We start from the raw sequence: 17,017 nt of genomic DNA on the forward strand, positions 1-17,017 counted from the left end.
GAGGTCGGGCGTAGACCTGTGTCCGGCACTCGCGACAGACGGCTCGACCGTGTCGCCACCCGTTCCGCGAGGCACCCGACAGGAGGAGGCGAAGGCATGACGATCGCGCACCTGGCGGTTCCCGGCTCGGACGGACGAGACGGACGGGACTCCCGAGGGGACTCCCCGCGCAGCAACGAGCGCACTCCCCCGCACGACCTGCTCGCGGAGCAGTCGGCACTGGGCGGCATGCTGCTCTCCAAGGACGCCGTCGCCGACGTCGTCGAGAGCGTCAAGGCGACCGACTTCTACATCCCCAAGCACGAGATCGTCTTCCAGGCGATCCTCGCGCTCTACTCGCACGGCGAGCCGACCGACGTCATCGCCGTCACCGACGAGCTGACCAAGCAGGGCGAGCTGCAGCGCGCCGGCGGCGCCGACTACCTGCACTCGCTCACCGCGATGGTGCCGACCGCGGCGAACGCGGGCTACTACGCGTCGATCGTGGCCGAGCGCGCGCTGCTGCGCCGGCTGGTCGAGGCGGGCACCCGAATCGCGCAGATGGGCTACCAGGGCGAGGGCGAGGTGCTCGACCTCGTCAACACGGCGCAGGCCGAGATCTACAACGTCACCGGGTCCGAGACGGCGGAGGACTACGTCCCGCTGACGGACGCGGTGACTGTCGCCATCGACGAGATCGAGGCGGCCGCGCACAAGGACGGCGCCTTCACCGGCGTGCCGACGGGCTTCGCCGACCTGGACGACCTGACGAACGGCTTCCACCCCGGCCAGATGATCATCGTCGCGGCCCGCCCCGCGCTCGGAAAGTCGACGCTCGCGCTCGACTTCGCCCGGGCCGCCGCGATCAAGCACAACATGGCGACGATCTTCTTCTCCCTCGAGATGGGGCGCAGCGAGATCGCGATGCGCCTGCTCTCCGCCGAGGCGTCGGTGCCGCTGCAGCACATGCGCAAGGGCACCGTCGACCAGCGCGACTGGACGACCATCGCCTCGACCCGCGGCCGCATCAACGACGCGCCGCTCTACATCGACGACTCGCCGAACCTCACCCTCGTCGAGATCCGCGCGAAGTGCCGCCGGCTCAAGCAGCGCATCGGCCTGAAGATGGTCGTCATCGACTACCTCCAGCTGATGACCTCGGGCAAGAAGGTCGAGAGCCGCCAGCAGGAGGTCTCCGAGTTCTCCCGCGCGCTCAAGCTGCTCGCGAAGGAGCTGCAGGTGCCGGTCATCGCGCTGTCGCAGCTGAACCGCGGACCGGAGCAGCGCGCCGACAAGCTGCCCGCGATCTCCGACCTCCGCGAGTCCGGCTCGATCGAGCAGGACGCCGACATGGTGATCCTCCTCCACCGCGAGAGCGCCTACGAGAAGGACAACCCGCGCGCGGGCGAGGCCGACCTCATCGTCGCCAAGCACCGCAACGGCCCGACCCGTACAGTCACCGTCGGCTTCCACGGCCACTTCTCCCGCTTCGCGGACATCCCGGCGGTCTGACGCTCGTGGCTGCACAGGATCCGGTCGAGGAGGTCGCGCTCGACGGGGAGAGCATCCGGCTCGGGCAGTTCCTCAAGTTCGCGGGGATCCTCGAATCCGGGGGCGAGGTGAAGGAGGCCGTCGCGGACGGCTTCGTCAGCGTGAACGGCGAGGTGGACCGGCGGCGCGGGCGGCAGCTCGTGGTCGGCGACGTCGTGGAGTTCGGCGGGCGACGGTTCCGCGTCGGGGCGTAGGACTCGTCCGGACGTCTCCTCTTCCGGGCGCCGCGGGTGCATGGCTAGCATCGGGCGTGCGACGCCGTGGTCGCGCCGATCAGGAGGCTCCGATGGGGTTCGTCAGCTACGGGATGCTCGTGTCGACCGACGGGTTCGTCGCGGCGGCGGACGGGGACCTCTCCGGTTTCCCCGCGCCCGGGCCTGCGCTGCACCGGGTCTTCAACGACGGGCAGCGGGCCGCCGCCCTGTCGGTCTACGGCAGCCGGATGTGGCGGATGATGGCGTACTGGGGCCGGCCGGATCCGGAGTGGGACGAGGTCGCCGAGGACTTCGCGCGGGCGTGGGTCGAGACTCCGAAGGTCGTCTTCTCGTCGACGGTGACCGAGGTGCCCGAGGGAGTGACGCTGATCGCCTCCGACGCGGTGGACGCGTTCCGCCGGATCAAGGCCGAGACCGACGGCGCGATCGAGGTGAGCGGGCCGGCGCTGGCCGCCTCGCTCGGCGCGGCCGGGCTGATCGACGAGTACCGGCTCCACGTGCAGCCGTTCGTCCTCGGCAGCGGAACGCCGTACTTCGCCGCCGGGTTCCGACCGGAGCTGCGCTTCGTCGGCAGCGAGCCGCTGCCGGAGGGCGCGGTGCTGACGCGGTATGCGCCGCGGTGACGGGCGCCGGCAGCATCTTGCTGCGTCGGACGCCAAGGACTCGATGTTCCGCGCCGGTACCGGTCCGACAGTCCGCGCCGCGTGGGCACCTGGTAAAGTCGAACCAATCGACCCCCTCCCAAGCCTCTCCTTGAAGCTCAAATGGGAGGGGCCTTTTTTATGGGTATCGGGGTACTGCAGTGGCTCTGAAGCCGAGCCTTTCGTGGGCGCAGCAGGTTCAGCTGCTCCGCCAGCGCGGCCTCGCCGTCGGTGACCCGGCGGCCTGCGAAGAATTCCTAGCGGCGCAGAACTACTACCGGTTCTCCGGCTATGCCAGGTATTTTCGGCGCGCCCCGCAGGACGGCGACGACATGTTCGTCCAGGACACCTCCTTCGAAGGGATCCGGAGGATCTACGACGCAGACGAAGAGCTGAGGCAGTCGCTCAGCGCACAGCTCGCGCACGCCGAGATCCTCCTCCGCAGCCACACCGCTCATGTCATCGCCGATCGACACGGCCCCTACAGGTCGTATCTCTCGGCCGCCTTCTACTCGAATGCTCCCTCTGCGGAGCCGACCGTGGAGGCGTGCCTCCGAGACATCGAACGCAGTCGGGAGAGGCACATTCTGCGGTCCACAGCGAACACTCGCGAGGTGGGGACCGCACGCTTCGATGCGATGCCGATCTGGTCTGCAGTCGACGCTTGGTCGTTCGGCACGCTGTCGAAGTGCATCGAACGCGGTGATTCCGGGTCGCTGGCCGGCGCGGTCGCCTCGAGCCTCGGTATCGCTCAGGCGGGATTCGCATACCGAGTTCGGGCGCTCGTGTATCTGCGCAACAGGTGTGCTCACCACAGTCGGCTGTGGAACCACTCGATCATCGACGCCGGACCGACGCCGAACAACGTCCGGACGAAGGCGAAGCGTCTGGCCGGGCAGTTCGATCCGAGATCCGTGCTCGACGTCGTCGCGTCGCTTGATGACATCCTCCTTCGAGGTGCAGGCGCCGTAGCCATCCTTCCGTCGCTCATCATCGAGCACTCACCACACGAGCCCTTCTGGCGGGGACTCCGCGCGCCGCAGACCACTCACGATCAGCACGACCACATCCCCTGAGGAGCAGTCGTCATCGCCGGCTGGCGCGTTCCGACCACTGCGTGGATGGGAGTCCGCGGAGTGCGGGCCGGACCGGCGGCGGCGCGTGGGAGGCTCGGATCGAGTCATCAGCAGGGGAGCGGGCGTGGAGACGGCGGAGTCCCGCCGGACGCCATCCGCCTCCGAGGAGTCAGGAGCGCAGCCATGCAGGTAGGCATTCATTTCATGAACTTCACGCTGCCGGGGGGCAGTGCCGGGATCGCGCCGATCCTCGGGGCGACGGCGCGGACGGCGGAGGACATCGGCTGCGAGTGGTTCACGCTGATGGACCACTACTTCCAGATGGAGCAGTTCGCGACGAGCGAGGATCCGATGCTCGAGGGGTACACCTCGCTGGGGTTCGTCGCGGGGCGGACGGAGCGGCTGCGGCTGGGGCTGCTGGTGACCGGAGTGACCTACCGGCACCCGGGGCTGCTGGCGAAGATCGTGACGACGCTCGACGTGCTGTCGGGCGGGCGGGCGATGCTCGGGATCGGCGCGGCCTGGTACGAGCGGGAGCACCTCGGGCTCGGCGTGCCGTATCCGGCGCTGAAGGAGCGGTTCGAGCGGCTCGAGGAGACGCTGCAGATCTGCAAGCAGATGTGGAGCGAGGACGACGGGCCGTACACGGGGAAGCACTTCCAGCTGGCCGAGACGCTGAACCACCCGGAGCCGATCCAGCGGCCGGGTCCGCCGATCCTGATCGGCGGCAGCGGCGAGAAGAAGACGCTGCGGCTGGTCGCGGAGTACGGCGACGCCTGCAACCTGTTCGCGATCGGGGCGGAGGGAATCGCCCACAAGCTCGATGTGCTGCGCCGGCACTGCGACGAGCTGGGGCGCGACTACGACGGGATCACGAAGACGATCATCGGCGGCGGGGATCCGGTCGGCGACCCCGACGGGTTCGTGCGGGCGATGGAGGAGTACGCGGCGCTCGGGATCTCGCTGGTCGAGCTCGCGCCGCAGGGGCCGGACCCGGAGGGGTACGTGGCGCGGCTGGGCGAGGGCGTCGTGGGGCGGCTGGCGGCGATCGGCTGAGGGGGCTGGGCGGGCGGGTCTCGATACGCCGCTGGCGCGGCTACTCGACCAGCAAGCAGGGGCCGATACGGAGCTACTCGACCAGCATGTAGGGGCCGATACGGGGCTACTCGACCAGCATGGAGGGGCCGTACGGGGCTGCTCGACCAGCATGTCTGCGGGCGTCTCTTCCAGGGAGACCCGGCGTCAGGGGGTGGGGGTGCAGCCGCAGGTCTCGCCGAGGACGAGGGTCGTCGGCAGGCGGACGTGGCGGACGGGGTCGTCGGCCAGAGTCTCGTCGAGGAGCTCGAAGGCGATGCGGGCCATCTCGCGGACGGGGACGGCGACGGTGGTGACGCGGACGCCGCCGAGGAGCGCCTCGCGGATGCCGTCGAAGCCGACGATCGCGAGCTCGGACGGGACGCGGATCCCCTCCTGCGACGCGGCTCGGAGGAGGGCGAGGGCGTGCTCGTCGGTGGTGGCGAAGACGGCGCGCGGGCGCTCGGTGCGCAGGATGGTGCGAAGGGCGGCCTCGGCCGAGACGCGGTCCATCGGCACGCGGTGCAGTCGGCCGGCGGCGCCTCCGATCGCCTCGGCCCAGAAGCGGGCGCGGAGGCCGGAGGGGCCGAAGTCGTCGGGGCCGGTGACGCAGTGCACGTCGTCGTGGCCGTGGGCGAGCAGGTGCTCGACGGCGGCCCGGACGCCCTGCTCGTCGTCGAAGACGACGCTCGGCTCGGCGTCGGTGGGGGCGGCGGAGTGCAGGAAGACGCGCGGGGCGGTGTCGGCGGTGCTGGCGGGGTCGATGGTGATCAGGAGGATGCCGGCGGTGCGGAGGTCGGCGAAGGTGCGCTCGTAGCCGCGCTCCACCTCCGGGTCGTACTCGGTGTTGCCGAGGAGCGTCAGCAGCGAGCGGCGACGGGCCTCGTGCTCGATCTCGCGCGCCAGCTCGCCGAAGAAGGCGTTGGAGGAGTCGGGGACGAGGAGGCCGACGAGATTGGAGCGGCCGACGCTGAGCGCCTCGGCGAGGGAGTTGCGGCGGTAGCCGAGCTCGGTGATGGCGGTCTCGACGCGGGCGCGGAGCTCGGGGGAGACGGGGCGCGGGCCGTTGTTGACGACGTAGCTGACGACCGTCGCGGAGGTGCCGGCCGAGCGCGCCACGTCGGCGAGGGTGGGGCGCCGGGGGCGGGCTGACATCCGGTCAGCTTATGGGAGGGGGGTGGGGGGATCTCGATACGCCCGCTGTGCGGGCTACTCGATCAGCATGGAGGGGGCGCCCGCAGGTGGGAGCGTGATCGGCGAGGGGGAGGGGGGCCCGCCACGCAGGTGCTCGATGGCGGAGAGGCGCGGGCGGCGCGGAATGTTTCACATGGGCGTAATAAACGAGCGGGTGGGGGAAACGAGGCGCGACTATGGTCGCGCTAACCGCTTAGAACCGCCGACTCCCCTGGAGCGTCATGCACGCCACCCTCACCCCGCTGCGCCGCGCCGCGCTGGCCGCGACGGCGGCCGACGCGTCCGGTGACTCCCGGGTCGTCAGAGCGCTGACTCGCACCGCCTGGGCGCAGGCGGTGCTCCGCGCGGTCGCCGCGGCGTCCAACCTCTCCTTCGCGCACACCCGCGTCGCCGTGCTCGGCAGCGGACCGCTCGCCGCCGAGCTGGCGACCAGGACCGCCGCCATCGGCGCCCGCGTGGTCGTCGTCGGCGACGATCCGGTCGCGCTGGTCGAGATCACCCAGCTCGGAATCACGGTGCAGACGGCGGACTCCGCCGATCTGGGGGATGCGACGATCGCCTTCGCGACGGGAGAGCTGACGGGCCCGGTCACCGCGGCGCTGCTCGGAGGCGGCGGTCCGCTGCTCCTCGTCGACGCGGCGGAGGAGCGCCCGGCCGTGGCCGCGGTCACCGACCCCTCCTCCGGCCGCCCCGGGATCGACCGGATCGTGGACGCCGAGCGCGAGCTCTTCCTCCTGGTGGCGCGCGACGTCGCCGACGGCTCGGCCCGCCGCACCCGCGAGGAGCTGTCCGCGCGCTTCGCGGCGGCGGTCGAGGCCGCCCGGGAACAGGATCCCTCCCCCGACGACCTGCGCGAGCGTGCCGACCGCGCCCTCGCGCTGGAGCTGCTCCGATGACCGCGCCGATCCGGGACGCCTCGCTGTGGGGGCAGGGGCAGGACAAGATCGACTGGGCCGCGCGCTTCATGCCGGTGACCCGCGGGATCGCCGGGCAGCTGCGCGAGAGCGGCAGTGTGCGGGGGCTGCGGATCGGGCTGGTGCTCGTGCTCGAGCCCAAGACGGCGACCCTGGCGCTCGAGCTGGCGGCGGCCGGCGCCGACGTCAGCGTGATGTGCGGCGCCTCCAACACCCACGACGACACCGCGGCCGCCCTGCAGCACGCGGGGATCGCGGTCTTCGCCCGCTCGGACGCGAGCGCCGCCGATGACCGGGCGTTCGCGCTGGGGCTGCTCGACCGGCGCCCGGACATCCTGGTCGACGACGGCTCGTCGGTGACCCGGCTCGCGCACACCGACCGGCCCGCGGTCTTCGAGACCCTGCGCGGGGCGACCGAGGAGACCACCAGCGGCCTCCGCCCGCTGCGGGTGATGGAGCGCCAGGGCGCGCTGCGGATCCCGGTGCTGGCGGTCAACGACGCGCGCTGCAAGACGCTCTTCGACAACCGGCACGGCACGGGGCAGTCGACGCTGCTGACCATGCTCGACCTGCTCGCGACTCCGCTCGATCGCGCGCACGTCGTCGTCGCGGGCTTCGGGCCGGTCGGCCGCGGGGTCGCCCAGCACGCCCGCGCACTCGGCGCCCGCGTGACGATCGCGGAGGTCGACCCGGTCCGCGCGCTCGAGGCGGTCTTCGCCGGCTACGACGTCGACGCCCTGGAGTCGGCGGCCGGCAGCGCCGACCTGCTGATCTCGGCGACCGGCATCGCGCACACCGTCGACGTCGAGCACCTGCTCGCCCTGCCGGAGGGGGCGGCCGTGGCCGTCTCAGGCGGAGTGGCGCAGGAGATCGCGATCGACGCGGCGCTCGCCGCGGGCGCGACCCGGCAGAGCATCGGGCACGCGCTGGAGAGCTTCACGCTGCCCAACGGCCGCTCGATCGTCGTGCTCGACGACGGCGGCTGCATCAACTGCACCGCCGGTGAGGGGAACCCGATCGAGATCATGGACCTGTCCTTCGGCGTCCAGGTGGCCGCCGTCGACCTGCTCGCGCGGGAGGCGGGGAGCCTCGCTCCGGCCGTGCACCTGCTCCCGCCCGAGGTCGACGACCGGGTCGCGCGCGCCAAGCTCGACTCGCTCGGGCTGCGGATCGACGCGCCGAGCAGCGCCCAGCGCGACTTCCTCGGCAGCTGGACCTCGACCGGCCGCCGTGCCGCGCCGCAGCGGGACGGAGCGCGCTCGTGACCGAGCTGCTGCGCCTCGAGGGCGTCGGAGTGACCTACCGCAACGCTGAGCAGCCGTCGCTGGTGGACGCGAGCTTCTCGGTGTCGAGCGGCGAGGTCGTGCTGGTCGCGGGCCCGTCCGGCTGCGGCAAGAGCACGCTGCTGCGGGTGCTGAACGGCCTGGTGCCGCGCTCCTACCGCGCCGAGGTGACCGGGCGGATCGAGGTCGAGGGGCGGGACGCGGTTCCGCTCGCCCTGCGCGACATCTCGGAGGTCGTCGGCACGCTGCTGCAGGACCCGGGCAAGCAGGTCGTCGGGCACAGCGTGCTCGCCGAGATCGCGTTCGGGCTGGAGAACCGCGGGACGCCGCCCGCCGAGATCCGCGAGCGCGCGCACCGGGTCGCCGAGCGGCTCGGGCTGACCGCGCTGCTCTCGACACCGCCGCACGAGCTCTCCGGCGGGCAGCTGCAGCTCGTCGCCTTCGCCGGGATCCTCGTGCTCGACCCGCGGGTGATCGTCATCGACGAGCCGCTGGCCAACCTCGACCCCGACGCGGCCGACGTGCTGCTGCGGGCGGTGCGCGCCTACGTGGACGGCGGCGGGGCGGCCGTGATCGTCGAGCACCGCGTCGACGAGGTGCTCGCGCTGCAGCCGGACCGCGTCGTCTACCTGGAGGAGGGGCGGGTGGTCTACTCGGGCGGTGTCGCCGGGTTCCTCGAGGTCGCGTCGCCGGAGTCGGTGAAGCTGCCGTTCGAGGCGCTGCTCGCCGGCGCCGCGGGGGAGGAGTCGCCCGAGGAGGAGGCGCGGCCGGCTCCGGCCGGTGCCGCTCGCCTGCACTTCGACGGCGCTGAGCTCGGCTACGGCGCGCGGACGATCGTGGCGGCCGTCGACCGCCGCTTCCACGCGGGCGAGCGTGTCGCGATCCTCGGGCGGAACGGCGCCGGCAAGTCGACGCTGATGCGCGCGGCGGTGGGCCTGGTCGCGCCGACGCGCGGCCGGGTGCTGCTCGACGACCGGCCGGTGCACGAGCTGACCGCGGCCGAGCTCGTCTCGACCTGCGGCTACCTCTTCCAGAACCCGGGCCAGGCGCTGTTCAGCGAGACGGTCGAGGCCGAGCTGGCCTTCGGGCCGCGCAATCTCGGCGTGCCGGCGGAGGAGATCCCCGCGATCGCCGACGCCGCGCTGCGCGCCGTCTCGCTCGACGACGTGCCGGGCATCCTGCAGCGCCCGCCTCGCACGCTCTCCTTCGGGCAGCAGCGCCGGCTGGCCGTCGCGCTCGCCCTGACCCTGCGGCCGCGGACGCTGATCCTCGACGAGCCGACGGCCGGGCAGGACGAGCGCTCCTCCCGCCACTTCCTCGACGCGGTCTGGGGGATCGACGGGATCGACAGCGTCTACTTCATCACCCACGACGTCGACATGGCCCTCGCCCGCGCCGACCGAGTGGTCGTCGTCGACGGCGGCGGGGTCGTCGCCGACGCGACCCCCGCCGAGGTCGTGCACGACACGGCGCTCTGGCACGGTCCGGGCGTCCACCCCGGCCACTCCCGCGCGGTGCTGCGCGAGACCGACTTCGTGCGCGCCGCTCGGCGCCACGGACCCGCGAGCGGCCGCCTCCCGCGCCCGCTCGACCTCGCCCGGCGCCTCCGCCGCGCGCAGCAGGACCCCGGCAGCACCCCCGACGCCGGCGGCACGTCCGACCCCCGCTCCTCCGCCCCCCTCGAAAGGACTCACCCGTGACCGCCACCACCTCCACCGCCGCGAAGACCGGCCCCTGGGCCGTCTCCTCCCGCACGATCGTCTTCGGCGCCGTCGGCGCCGCGCTCTACGGGGCGCTCGGGGCGCTCAGCTTCGTGATCCCCGGGACGATGATCTCGATCCGCCCCGCGATCGCGATCATCCCCTTCGTGGGTCTGCGCTTCGGCCCGGTCGCCGGCTTCTTCACCGGCGCCGTCGGCAACGCGATCGTCGACCAGATCATGGGCTACGGCTTCCTCACCTACTGGAACTGGAGCATCGCCAACGGCCTGGTCGGCCTGCTCGCCGGACTGATCGGCTACTACGCCAAGGAGCCGCGCACCACCGGCCGCCAGCTCGTCTGGGCCGCCGCGATCGCGGTCGCCGCGGTCGTCGTCGGACTGCTCTTCACCGCCACCGACTTCCTCTTCCTCGGTCAGACCTTCCAGTACTGGTTCTTCGGCTCCTACCTCCTGGCGATCCTCGCGACCGGCATCACCGCGGTGATCCTGGTGCCCGTGCTCGACCGGGTCTGGAAGCCGCTGCAGAACCTCGCCGGACGCTGACGGGCGCCCGAGATGGAGGTCTCGCCTCGCTATCTCGGCGGGGACTCCTTCCTCGGCCGCCGGGATCCGCGCGTGCTGATCCTGGTGCCGGTGATGTTCGTCGTCGCCGCCAGCCAGGTGCGCGATCTGCGCTGGATGGCGGCGCTCGCCGTCGTGGCGTTCGCGTACTACGCCAGCGCGCGGATCCCGTTCCGCGAGGTGCGCGCGAACTGGGCCGTGGTGGCCGTGTTCGTCGTCGTCTTCGCGGGGATCAACGGCCTCATCGTCGGCGCGACGAGCAGCGGTGAGCCCGAGTCCGGGGCGACGCTGTTCACGGTGCCGGTCGTCGGCCTGGCGATCACGGAGGGGGCGGTCTCGTACGCGGTCAACCTGCTGCTGCGCTTCCTCACGCTGGTCGCGGTCGGCTTCCCGCTGGCCTTCGCGATCCGTCCGGGCGACCTCGCCGTCGCGTTCGCGCGCCTCGGCCTGCCCGCCCGTTTCGCCTACGGGATCGACCTGACCTTCAAGTTCCTGCCCAGCGCGGCCTCGAACCTGCAGGAGACCGCGGCGGCGCAGCGCCTGCGCGGCTACGAGCGCTCGGCGACCCGCAACCCGATCCGCCGGCTCCGCGAGATCGCGCCGCTGATGGTGCCCGTCACCATCACGTCGTTCGTGGACGCGGAGGACACCGTCGACGCGCTCGATCTGCGCGGCTTCGGGACGCACAAGCGGACCTGGCTGCGCGAGATCCGGTACACGCCGGTCGACTGGGCGGTGACGGGCGTCGCGGTGCTGCTGGCGGTCGCGGCGAGCACGGCGAGTCTCGCGGGACTGATGCCGTCGGCGTGGATCCCGTGAGCGGCGCGGTCCCGCTCGGGCGGGAGAGCGCCGGGAGCTCGACATCGGTGCTCACCGTGCACAGCGCGCCGTGGGTGCTGCCGGTCGCGGGCGAGCCGGAGCGCGACGGGGCGGTCGCCGTGCGCGGCGAGCGGATCGTCGCGGTCGGCCCGCGCGACGCGGTGCTCGCCTCGCTCCGGGACGAGTCGCCCGCGGTGCGGGAGTGGCCGGGCGCGATCGTCCCGGGGCTCGTCAACGCGCACTCGCACCTGCAGTACACCTGCATGGCCGCGGTCGGCCTCGGCCGGTACGCCGGCTTCGAGGACTGGTCGCGCGCCTTCCAGGAGGTCTACGAGCAGCCGCACGACTGGGGTGCGTCCGCCGCGGCGGGCCTCGAGATCGCGGTCTCGACCGGGACGACGGCGATCGCGGACATCGTGACCGACCTCGACGCGCTGCGCGTGCTCGAGGACGGCCGTGTGCACGGGATCGCCTACTGGGAGCTGATGAGCCTCCTCGAGGACGACTGGCGCGGCAGCGGGCGCGCGATCACCGCGGAGCTGGTGCGCACCTCCGGGGTGACGCGGATCGGGCTCTCGCCGCACGCCCCGTACTCGCTGGACACCCCGGTGCTGAGCGATCTGACCGGGCTCTCGCAGGAGCTCGGCGTGCGCCGGCACCTGCACCTGGCCGAGTCGGCCTGGGAGGCGGAGTACACGATGCACGGCCGCGGCGACCTCGCGGAGCAGTGGCGCCGCTGGGGCTACGACGGCTTCCACCTGCTGCGCAACGGCGGCAGCGCGCTGCGCCCGGTGGCGTACGCCGAGACGATCGGCGCGCTCGGCGAGGACGTGCACATCGCGCACGGGATCTACGTCGATGCGGACGATCGCGAGACGCTGCGCCGCACGGGCACCTCCGTGGCCCTCTGCCCGCGCTCGAACGCGGTGATCGGGCTCGACGAGGCGCCGGTCGCGGACTATCTGCGCGAGGGGAACGCGATCGCGGTGGGGACGGACTCGCTGTCGTCGACGCCGTCGCTGGACCTGCTCGGGGACGTCGCCGAGCTGTGCCGGATCGCGCGGGCGCAGGGGTACGCGGGGCGGGATCTGCACGCGCGGCTGCTGGCGGCGGCGACGCTCGGCGGTGCGGTGGCGATGGGGGCGGCGGGGTCGTTCGGCACGCTGGTGCCCGGGGCCCTCGCCGATCTCGCGGTGCTGGGCGTGTCCGGTTCTTCGTCCGACGACGTGGTCGCCGCGGTCGTGGAAGACGGCGAGGGGACGGCCCTCGCCACGATCATCTCCGGGGAGGTCCGATGGCAGGCGCGGAGGTGAGCGGGTTCGTGGACCGGCTCAGCGTGGACGGGCGGGTGCTCGAGCGGGTGCGGCGGCCGGCGCTCGCCGAGTCGCTGGGGCTGGAGCCGCATCCCGAGGGCGGCTGGTACCGGCGGACGTGGGAGTCGCCGGAGCGGCTGACGCTCGTGGGCGCCGACGGCTCGGTGCGGGAGCGGCCGGCGGCGACGCTGATCGTGTTCCTGCTGCCGGCGGGCGAGGCGTCGGCCTGGCACCGGGTGTCGTCGGCGGAGACGTGGATCTGGAACGGGCCCGGCCGGGTGGCCCTGCAGTACGGCGGACTCGGCGAGGAGCCGGAGGACGGGGAGACGGTGGTGCTCGGCTCGGCGTTCGAGGAGTTGCCGGTGCAGGCGCTGGTGCCGGCCGATGTGTGGCAGCGGACGCTGCCGGCGGCGGAGGACGCGGTGGTGAGCTGCCTGGTGTCGCCGGGCTTCGACTTCGCGGACTTCTCGATGCCGGAGTAGGGGCTGGCGGGTCTCGATACGCCCCTCCGGGGCTACTCGACCAGCACGGAGGGGCCGCTGCGCGGGCTGCTCGGTCGGCGTGGACGGGCAGCTGTGCGCGATGCTCGATCATGTGGCACTTCATCGTGCCCGGGCGGAAGGGGGGTGCGGACCGACGCGAACGACGACATCCGCATCACGCTGCCGCTGATCGCCTGCTCGTAGGAGCGCCGGTCCGAGCGGCTCTCGTTCCGCTTCCCGCAGGTGGGCGGCGGGTCCGGTGCCGACGAGGTGCTGTCAGGAGCGAAGCCGCGGTCGGTGGTCATCGGGACGGAGGGTGACGCGAAAGCGCCATCGCTGTGCTTCGGCCGCCAGGAAATCGCCTGACGCGGTGCGAGGGCTGCACGCTCGTCGGCAGGCGTGCCGATGCGGACTCGATCTCGACCCGGACGGGCGCCGAGACGAGCCGCGACAGCGGACGCACCTCGATCCTCGGGAGACACCTTCATGACGCACGACGACCTACCTGCAACGACCTCGGCGGACGACCGCGCGGTCAGACGGCGCTCGCTCATCGCCACCGGGGCCTGGACGGTGCCCGTGGTCGCCCTCGCGACGGCGGCGCCGGCCGCAGCGGCGTCTCCCTCTCCTGCGGTGTGCCTGAGCATCGCCGAGTCCTACCAGTGGGGACGCCAGGACAACGGCAACGGCTATGAGGGGCCGTACGGGGGGCCGTCCGGCTTCGAGGAGGACGACGGGGTCGTGTTCTTCCGCCAGGGGTTGGACAATGAGAAGGTGGGCCTGGGCGACGACCTGGTCGTCACACTGGGGGGCTACATGCCGGTCACCAGGGGTACCACCTACACCTTCGCGTTCCGGGCCGGTGGGAACAAATCGAGGGGCGTGCCCCGCCTGGCTCGCGGGCCGCAGTCCGTTCAGTTCGAGATCGAGGGGGCTGTCGTCTCACCCGTGTACAGCACCGATACGAGCGAGATCGCCGGCGTGCAGCTGAGCAAGGAGTTCTCCTGGGGCGACTACTCCTTCGCGTGGGTGGCGGACAGAACGGGAGCGGTGAGCGTCAGCTGGCGCTTCATCGTGCCCGGGAAGCGATTCAGCCAAAGGGTGTCGGCCGACGACATCCGCGTCACGATGCCGGTCGTCACCTGCTCGTAGCGGGACCGGTCCGGCTGTGGAGCTCCTCGCAGTGGATCCGCCGTCGCGCGGACTCGTGCCGCCGGTAGCGTGAGCCGCACGATGCCCGTCGACTCCGCCCTCGAGGCCGCCGGCTCCGGGACCCGTCGCCAGCGCCGCGTGGCCGAGGGGCTCGGGCGCGAGATCGGGTCCGACCGGCGGACTCCCGGATCGTGCCCGAGGAGATCGGCCTCCGCTGCGACGTGTCGCGAACCGCGGTGCGCGAGGCCTTCCGCGCTCTCGAGGCCCGCGGGATGATCCGCGCTCGCCCGCGCGCGGGGACGCAGGTCCAGCCGGAGAAGGCGCCGACGGCTCGGTGCGGGAGCGGCCGGCGGCGACGCTGATCGTGTTCCTGCTGCCGGCGGCGGAGGACGCGGTGGTGAGCTGCCTGGTGTCGCCGGGGTTCGACTTCTCGATGCCGGAGTAGGGGCTGGCGGGTCTCGATACGCCGCTGGAGGCGGCTACTCGACCAGCATGAACGTGCGCAGCGGCGGCTGGACTGCTCGAGACGTCGGGAGGCACGGATCCCGTCAGCAGTGACGTGAACGCGTCATCGTTGTGCTTCAGCTGCCCGGAATTCGCCTGGTGCGGTGCGAGGGCACCACCTTGGTGTGCAGGTACGCCGACGTCAGCCGCGACAGCGGTCGTACCTCGACACCTCGGGAGACCCACTCATGACGCACGACGACGAACACCCGACGACCTCCGACGGTCACGGCGCAGTGGAACGGCGCACGCTCGTCGCCGGGGCGGTCTGGACGCTGCCCGTCGTCGCCCTGGCGACGGCGGCTCCGGCTGCAGCGGCGTCTCCCGCTGCGTGCCCCGTCCTCACCGACCCCTCGCAGTGGCGGCGCTACAGCAGCGGCTACGGCGACCACGGTGCGTCCACCATCAGGGAGGAAGGCGGCCGCTACTTGTACTACCAGGAAGAAGACGACTCGAGGTCCTTCGAAGGGCTCAACCTGGACGTCTGGTGGGTGGCGCAGCTGCCGGTCGTCGCGGGCACCACCTACACCTTCCTCTATCGAGCCGGTGGCAGGTACGCGGACACCCTCACCCCGGCGACCCGCGGCCCTCAGTACGCCCGACTCGAGATCGACGGCGCTGCCGTCTCGCCCGACTACAGCACCGACACGAGCCAGTACGGCAAGGTGCAGCTGACCACGGACTTCTCCTTGGTCGACTACTCCTCGCTGTGGGTGGCGAAGACCACCGGGACCGTGCAGCTCATCTGGCACTTCGTCGTTCCGGGGCGGAAAGGCGTGACGACCGACGCGAACGACGACATCCGCATCACGCTGCCGATCATCACCTGCTCTCCGTAGCACCGGGTCGAGCGACGGGATCGTTCGGTCGGCGGGGGGCGCTGCACGGTGATCGAGGAGGCTGCGGCGGGCCAGGGGTGCGTGGATCGGGCGGGTATCGTGAGCCGCATCATGCCCGTCGACTCCGCCCTCGAGGCCTCCGGCTCCGGCAGACGCCTGCAGCGCCGGGTCGCCGAGGGGCTCGGGCGGGAGATCGCGTCGGGGGTCCGACCGGCGGACTCGCAGATCGTGCCCGAGGAGATCGGCCGCCGCTACGACGTGTCGCGGACGGTGGTGCGCGAGGCCTTCCGTGCTCTCGAGGCGCGGGGGATGATCCGAGCGAGGCCGCGCGCGGGGACGCAGGTCCAGCCGGAGAGCTCGTGGAACCTTCTCGATCCCGACGTGATCCAGTGGCGGGCCACAGGGCCGGCCGGGGAGACGCAGCTGCAGGAGCTCCTCCTGCTGCGCGAGGCGGTCGAGCCGGCCGCGGCCCGGCTCTTCGCGTCGCGGGGCGGGACGGTTCGGCGCGAGGAGCTGTCGGCCGCGGCGGCGGAGCTCGCTCTCGCGGCCGAGGCGCGATCGCTGCCCCGGTTCACGAGCGCCGATCAGAGCTTCCACCGGATCCTGGTCGAGGGGTCGGGCAACGCGGTGCTCGCCCAGCTGCTCGGCACCATCGCGGCCGCGCTCGACAGCAGGTACGGCAGCGGCGTGCCGACCTTCACCGCCGCCACCGATCGTGCGGTCGACCAGCATCGGCGGCTCGCGGAGGCGATCGCCGCCGGCGACGCAGATCGTGCGGAGGCCGAGGCACGCACGCTCGTCCGAGACACCGCCGAGGAGATCCGGGCGACGCCGACCGGCTGAGGGTCACCGGAGATCGGCGCCGGACTCGATCACTCCGGGGGCGCGAGGCCCTCGTAGGCGCGGCTGGGGATCTGCGTGGCGAGCTTCCCGCCGCTGATGTCGACGAGGGTGCCGGTGATGTAGCCCGCCGCGTCGCTCGACAGGAAGCAGAGCAGATCGGCGATGTCGTCGGGCGTGCCCCAGCGGCGCAGGCTCAGCGTGTCGAGGAGCCGCGCCTTCGCCGCCTCCGGCATGTCGGCGAAGCCGTTCATCGCGGTGGGGATCATCCCCGGTGCGTAGGCGTTGACGGTGATGCCCCACGGCCCGAGCTCGCCGGCGAGGACCCGGGTGAACTGCACGACGGCCGCCTTCGACGCTCCGTAGGCGGCGGCGCCGATGCTCGGCACGATCGCCGCGAACGAGGCGGCGCTGATGATGCGACCCCGGCCGCGCGCCTTCATCACCGGGATGACGGCCTGCGACACGAGGAAGGTGCCGCGGACGTTCACGTCGAACGCAGCGTCCCAGCGCGACGGGTCGAGGGTCTCGATGCTGCCCTCGACGTTGATGCCGGCGTTGTTCACCAGGACGTCGACGTGACCGAAGCGCTCCACCACCGCGTCGATCGCCGTCCGCACCGAGGCGGGATCCGTGACGTCGCAGACCAGCTGCTGCACCTCGTCCGCGGCGGGGGAGGGGAAGGCCAGATCGAGTGCGGCGACCCGCGCGCCCTCCGCCGTGAAGCGGTCGACGATCGTGCGGCCGATGCCGCGTCCGCCTCCGGTGACCACGACGACCAGGCCGGTGAGATCGATGAGCACGGGAAACCTCCATTAGTATGATTATTCTTTCGTCACCGTAGCACCGAGGGAGTACCG

General features: G+C 72.2%; 19 protein-coding genes. 17 read left to right on the forward strand and 2 right to left on the reverse strand.

Annotated features, from left to right (window positions below; genetic code table 11):
- The first annotated feature begins 96 nt into the window (after nt 1-96).
- From dnaB to HRK28_RS14995, 5 genes are all read left to right on the forward strand, one after another.
- Entirely contained in the window at nt 97-1,491 is a 1,395-nt protein-coding gene (gene dnaB, locus HRK28_RS14975) for a replicative DNA helicase (protein ID WP_173252172.1), read from the forward strand.
- Nucleotides 1,492-1,496: 5 nt separating this feature from the next.
- Nucleotides 1,497-1,724 carry an RNA-binding S4 domain-containing protein gene (locus HRK28_RS14980; RefSeq protein WP_160086163.1) on the forward strand — a complete coding sequence of 76 codons (228 nt, stop codon included), beginning with the start codon at nt 1,497-1,499 and terminating at the stop codon, nt 1,722-1,724.
- Between the two features lie 92 nt (nt 1,725-1,816).
- Nucleotides 1,817-2,368: a dihydrofolate reductase family protein gene (locus tag HRK28_RS14985; RefSeq protein WP_173252173.1), complete on the forward strand. Its 552-nt coding sequence runs from the start codon at nt 1,817-1,819 to the stop codon at nt 2,366-2,368.
- 179 nt (nt 2,369-2,547) lie between these two features.
- Nucleotides 2,548-3,462: an Abi family protein gene (locus HRK28_RS14990; RefSeq protein ID WP_367948437.1), complete on the forward strand. Its 915-nt coding sequence runs from the start codon at nt 2,548-2,550 to the stop codon at nt 3,460-3,462.
- Nucleotides 3,463-3,666: 204 nt separating this feature from the next.
- Entirely contained in the window at nt 3,667-4,518 is an 852-nt protein-coding gene (locus HRK28_RS14995) for an LLM class F420-dependent oxidoreductase (RefSeq protein ID WP_254304935.1), read from the forward strand.
- A 186-nt stretch (nt 4,519-4,704) separates the two neighbouring features.
- Here the strand turns inward: HRK28_RS14995 and HRK28_RS15000 are convergent, their stop codons facing one another.
- Entirely contained in the window at nt 4,705-5,691 is a 987-nt protein-coding gene (locus HRK28_RS15000) for a LacI family DNA-binding transcriptional regulator (protein WP_160086169.1), read from the reverse strand.
- A gap of 260 nt (nt 5,692-5,951) precedes the next feature.
- Here HRK28_RS15000 and HRK28_RS15005 point away from each other — a divergent pair, with 260 nt between their 5' ends.
- The 12 genes from HRK28_RS15005 to HRK28_RS15055 all read left to right on the forward strand — a co-directional run bounded on the left by HRK28_RS15005 (nt 5,952) and on the right by HRK28_RS15055 (nt 16,160).
- Entirely contained in the window at nt 5,952-6,626 is a 675-nt protein-coding gene (locus HRK28_RS15005) for a hypothetical protein (protein WP_173252175.1), read from the forward strand.
- Nucleotides 6,623-7,909 (forward strand): adenosylhomocysteinase, encoded by a 1,287-nt coding sequence (locus tag HRK28_RS15010; RefSeq protein WP_173252176.1) that lies wholly within the window; start codon nt 6,623-6,625, stop codon nt 7,907-7,909. Before HRK28_RS15005 ends, HRK28_RS15010 begins: the two co-directional genes overlap by 4 nt.
- The gene (locus HRK28_RS15015) at nt 7,906-9,627 is read left to right on the forward strand and encodes an ABC transporter ATP-binding protein (protein ID WP_173252177.1); all 1,722 of its coding nucleotides are present in this window, start codon (nt 7,906-7,908) and stop codon (nt 9,625-9,627) included. The genes HRK28_RS15010 and HRK28_RS15015 overlap by 4 nt, the downstream gene beginning before the upstream one ends.
- Nucleotides 9,624-10,190, forward strand: a complete 567-nt coding sequence (locus tag HRK28_RS15020; RefSeq protein ID WP_123447291.1) for an ECF transporter S component — start codon at nt 9,624-9,626, stop codon at nt 10,188-10,190. The genes HRK28_RS15015 and HRK28_RS15020 overlap by 4 nt, the downstream gene beginning before the upstream one ends.
- Nucleotides 10,191-10,202: 12 nt before the next feature.
- Nucleotides 10,203-11,027 (forward strand): energy-coupling factor transporter transmembrane protein EcfT, encoded by an 825-nt coding sequence (locus HRK28_RS15025; RefSeq protein ID WP_173252178.1) that lies wholly within the window; start codon nt 10,203-10,205, stop codon nt 11,025-11,027.
- Entirely contained in the window at nt 11,015-12,340 is a 1,326-nt protein-coding gene (locus HRK28_RS15030; RefSeq protein ID WP_367948438.1) for an amidohydrolase family protein, read from the forward strand. Before HRK28_RS15025 ends, HRK28_RS15030 begins: the two co-directional genes overlap by 13 nt.
- Nucleotides 12,337-12,822 (forward strand): cupin domain-containing protein, encoded by a 486-nt coding sequence (locus tag HRK28_RS15035; protein ID WP_244231722.1) that lies wholly within the window; start codon nt 12,337-12,339, stop codon nt 12,820-12,822. Before HRK28_RS15030 ends, HRK28_RS15035 begins: the two co-directional genes overlap by 4 nt.
- A gap of 486 nt (nt 12,823-13,308) precedes the next feature.
- Nucleotides 13,309-13,974, forward strand: a complete 666-nt coding sequence (locus HRK28_RS15040) for a hypothetical protein (protein ID WP_173252179.1) — start codon at nt 13,309-13,311, stop codon at nt 13,972-13,974.
- 191 nt (nt 13,975-14,165) lie between these two features.
- The gene (locus HRK28_RS20885) at nt 14,166-14,336 is read left to right on the forward strand and encodes a GntR family transcriptional regulator (RefSeq protein ID WP_367948439.1); all 171 of its coding nucleotides are present in this window, start codon (nt 14,166-14,168) and stop codon (nt 14,334-14,336) included.
- Nucleotides 14,309-14,419: a cupin domain-containing protein gene (locus HRK28_RS19790; protein ID WP_217274799.1), complete on the forward strand. Its 111-nt coding sequence runs from the start codon at nt 14,309-14,311 to the stop codon at nt 14,417-14,419. The genes HRK28_RS20885 and HRK28_RS19790 overlap by 28 nt, the downstream gene beginning before the upstream one ends.
- Nucleotides 14,420-14,666: 247 nt before the next feature.
- A complete protein-coding gene (locus HRK28_RS15050; protein WP_173252180.1) occupies nt 14,667-15,317 on the forward strand; it encodes a hypothetical protein in 651 nt (216 codons plus the stop codon).
- A gap of 111 nt (nt 15,318-15,428) precedes the next feature.
- Nucleotides 15,429-16,160, forward strand: coding sequence for a FadR/GntR family transcriptional regulator (locus tag HRK28_RS15055; RefSeq protein ID WP_160086197.1), 732 nt, complete (start codon nt 15,429-15,431; stop codon nt 16,158-16,160).
- A gap of 29 nt (nt 16,161-16,189) precedes the next feature.
- Here the strand turns inward: HRK28_RS15055 and HRK28_RS15060 are convergent, their stop codons facing one another.
- Entirely contained in the window at nt 16,190-16,960 is a 771-nt protein-coding gene (locus HRK28_RS15060) for an SDR family NAD(P)-dependent oxidoreductase (RefSeq protein WP_173252181.1), read from the reverse strand.
- Nucleotides 16,961-17,017 lie beyond the last annotated feature (57 nt).

This window comes from Rathayibacter sp. VKM Ac-2835 (assembly GCF_013266705.1).
Classification (GTDB): Bacteria; Actinomycetota; Actinomycetes; order Actinomycetales; family Microbacteriaceae; genus Rathayibacter.

Excerpts from the sequence above, each read along its gene's own strand:
- dnaB (WP_173252172.1), top strand. The coding sequence starts at position 97 with ATGACGATCGCGCACCTGGCGGTTCCCGGCTCGGACGGACGAGACGGA.
- HRK28_RS14985 (WP_173252173.1), top strand. The coding sequence starts at position 1,817 with ATGGGGTTCGTCAGCTACGGGATGCTCGTGTCGACCGACGGGTTCGTC.
- HRK28_RS14995 (WP_254304935.1), top strand. The coding sequence starts at position 3,667 with ATGAACTTCACGCTGCCGGGGGGCAGTGCCGGGATCGCGCCGATCCTC.
- HRK28_RS15000 (WP_160086169.1), bottom strand. The coding sequence starts at position 5,691 with ATGTCAGCCCGCCCCCGGCGCCCCACCCTCGCCGACGTGGCGCGCTCG.
- HRK28_RS15005 (WP_173252175.1), top strand. The coding sequence starts at position 5,952 with ATGCACGCCACCCTCACCCCGCTGCGCCGCGCCGCGCTGGCCGCGACG.
- HRK28_RS15010 (WP_173252176.1), top strand. The coding sequence starts at position 6,623 with ATGACCGCGCCGATCCGGGACGCCTCGCTGTGGGGGCAGGGGCAGGAC.
- HRK28_RS15025 (WP_173252178.1), top strand. The coding sequence starts at position 10,203 with ATGGAGGTCTCGCCTCGCTATCTCGGCGGGGACTCCTTCCTCGGCCGC.
- HRK28_RS15040 (WP_173252179.1), top strand. The coding sequence starts at position 13,309 with ATGACGCACGACGACCTACCTGCAACGACCTCGGCGGACGACCGCGCG.
- HRK28_RS15050 (WP_173252180.1), top strand. The coding sequence starts at position 14,667 with ATGACGCACGACGACGAACACCCGACGACCTCCGACGGTCACGGCGCA.
- HRK28_RS15055 (WP_160086197.1), top strand. The coding sequence starts at position 15,429 with ATGCCCGTCGACTCCGCCCTCGAGGCCTCCGGCTCCGGCAGACGCCTG.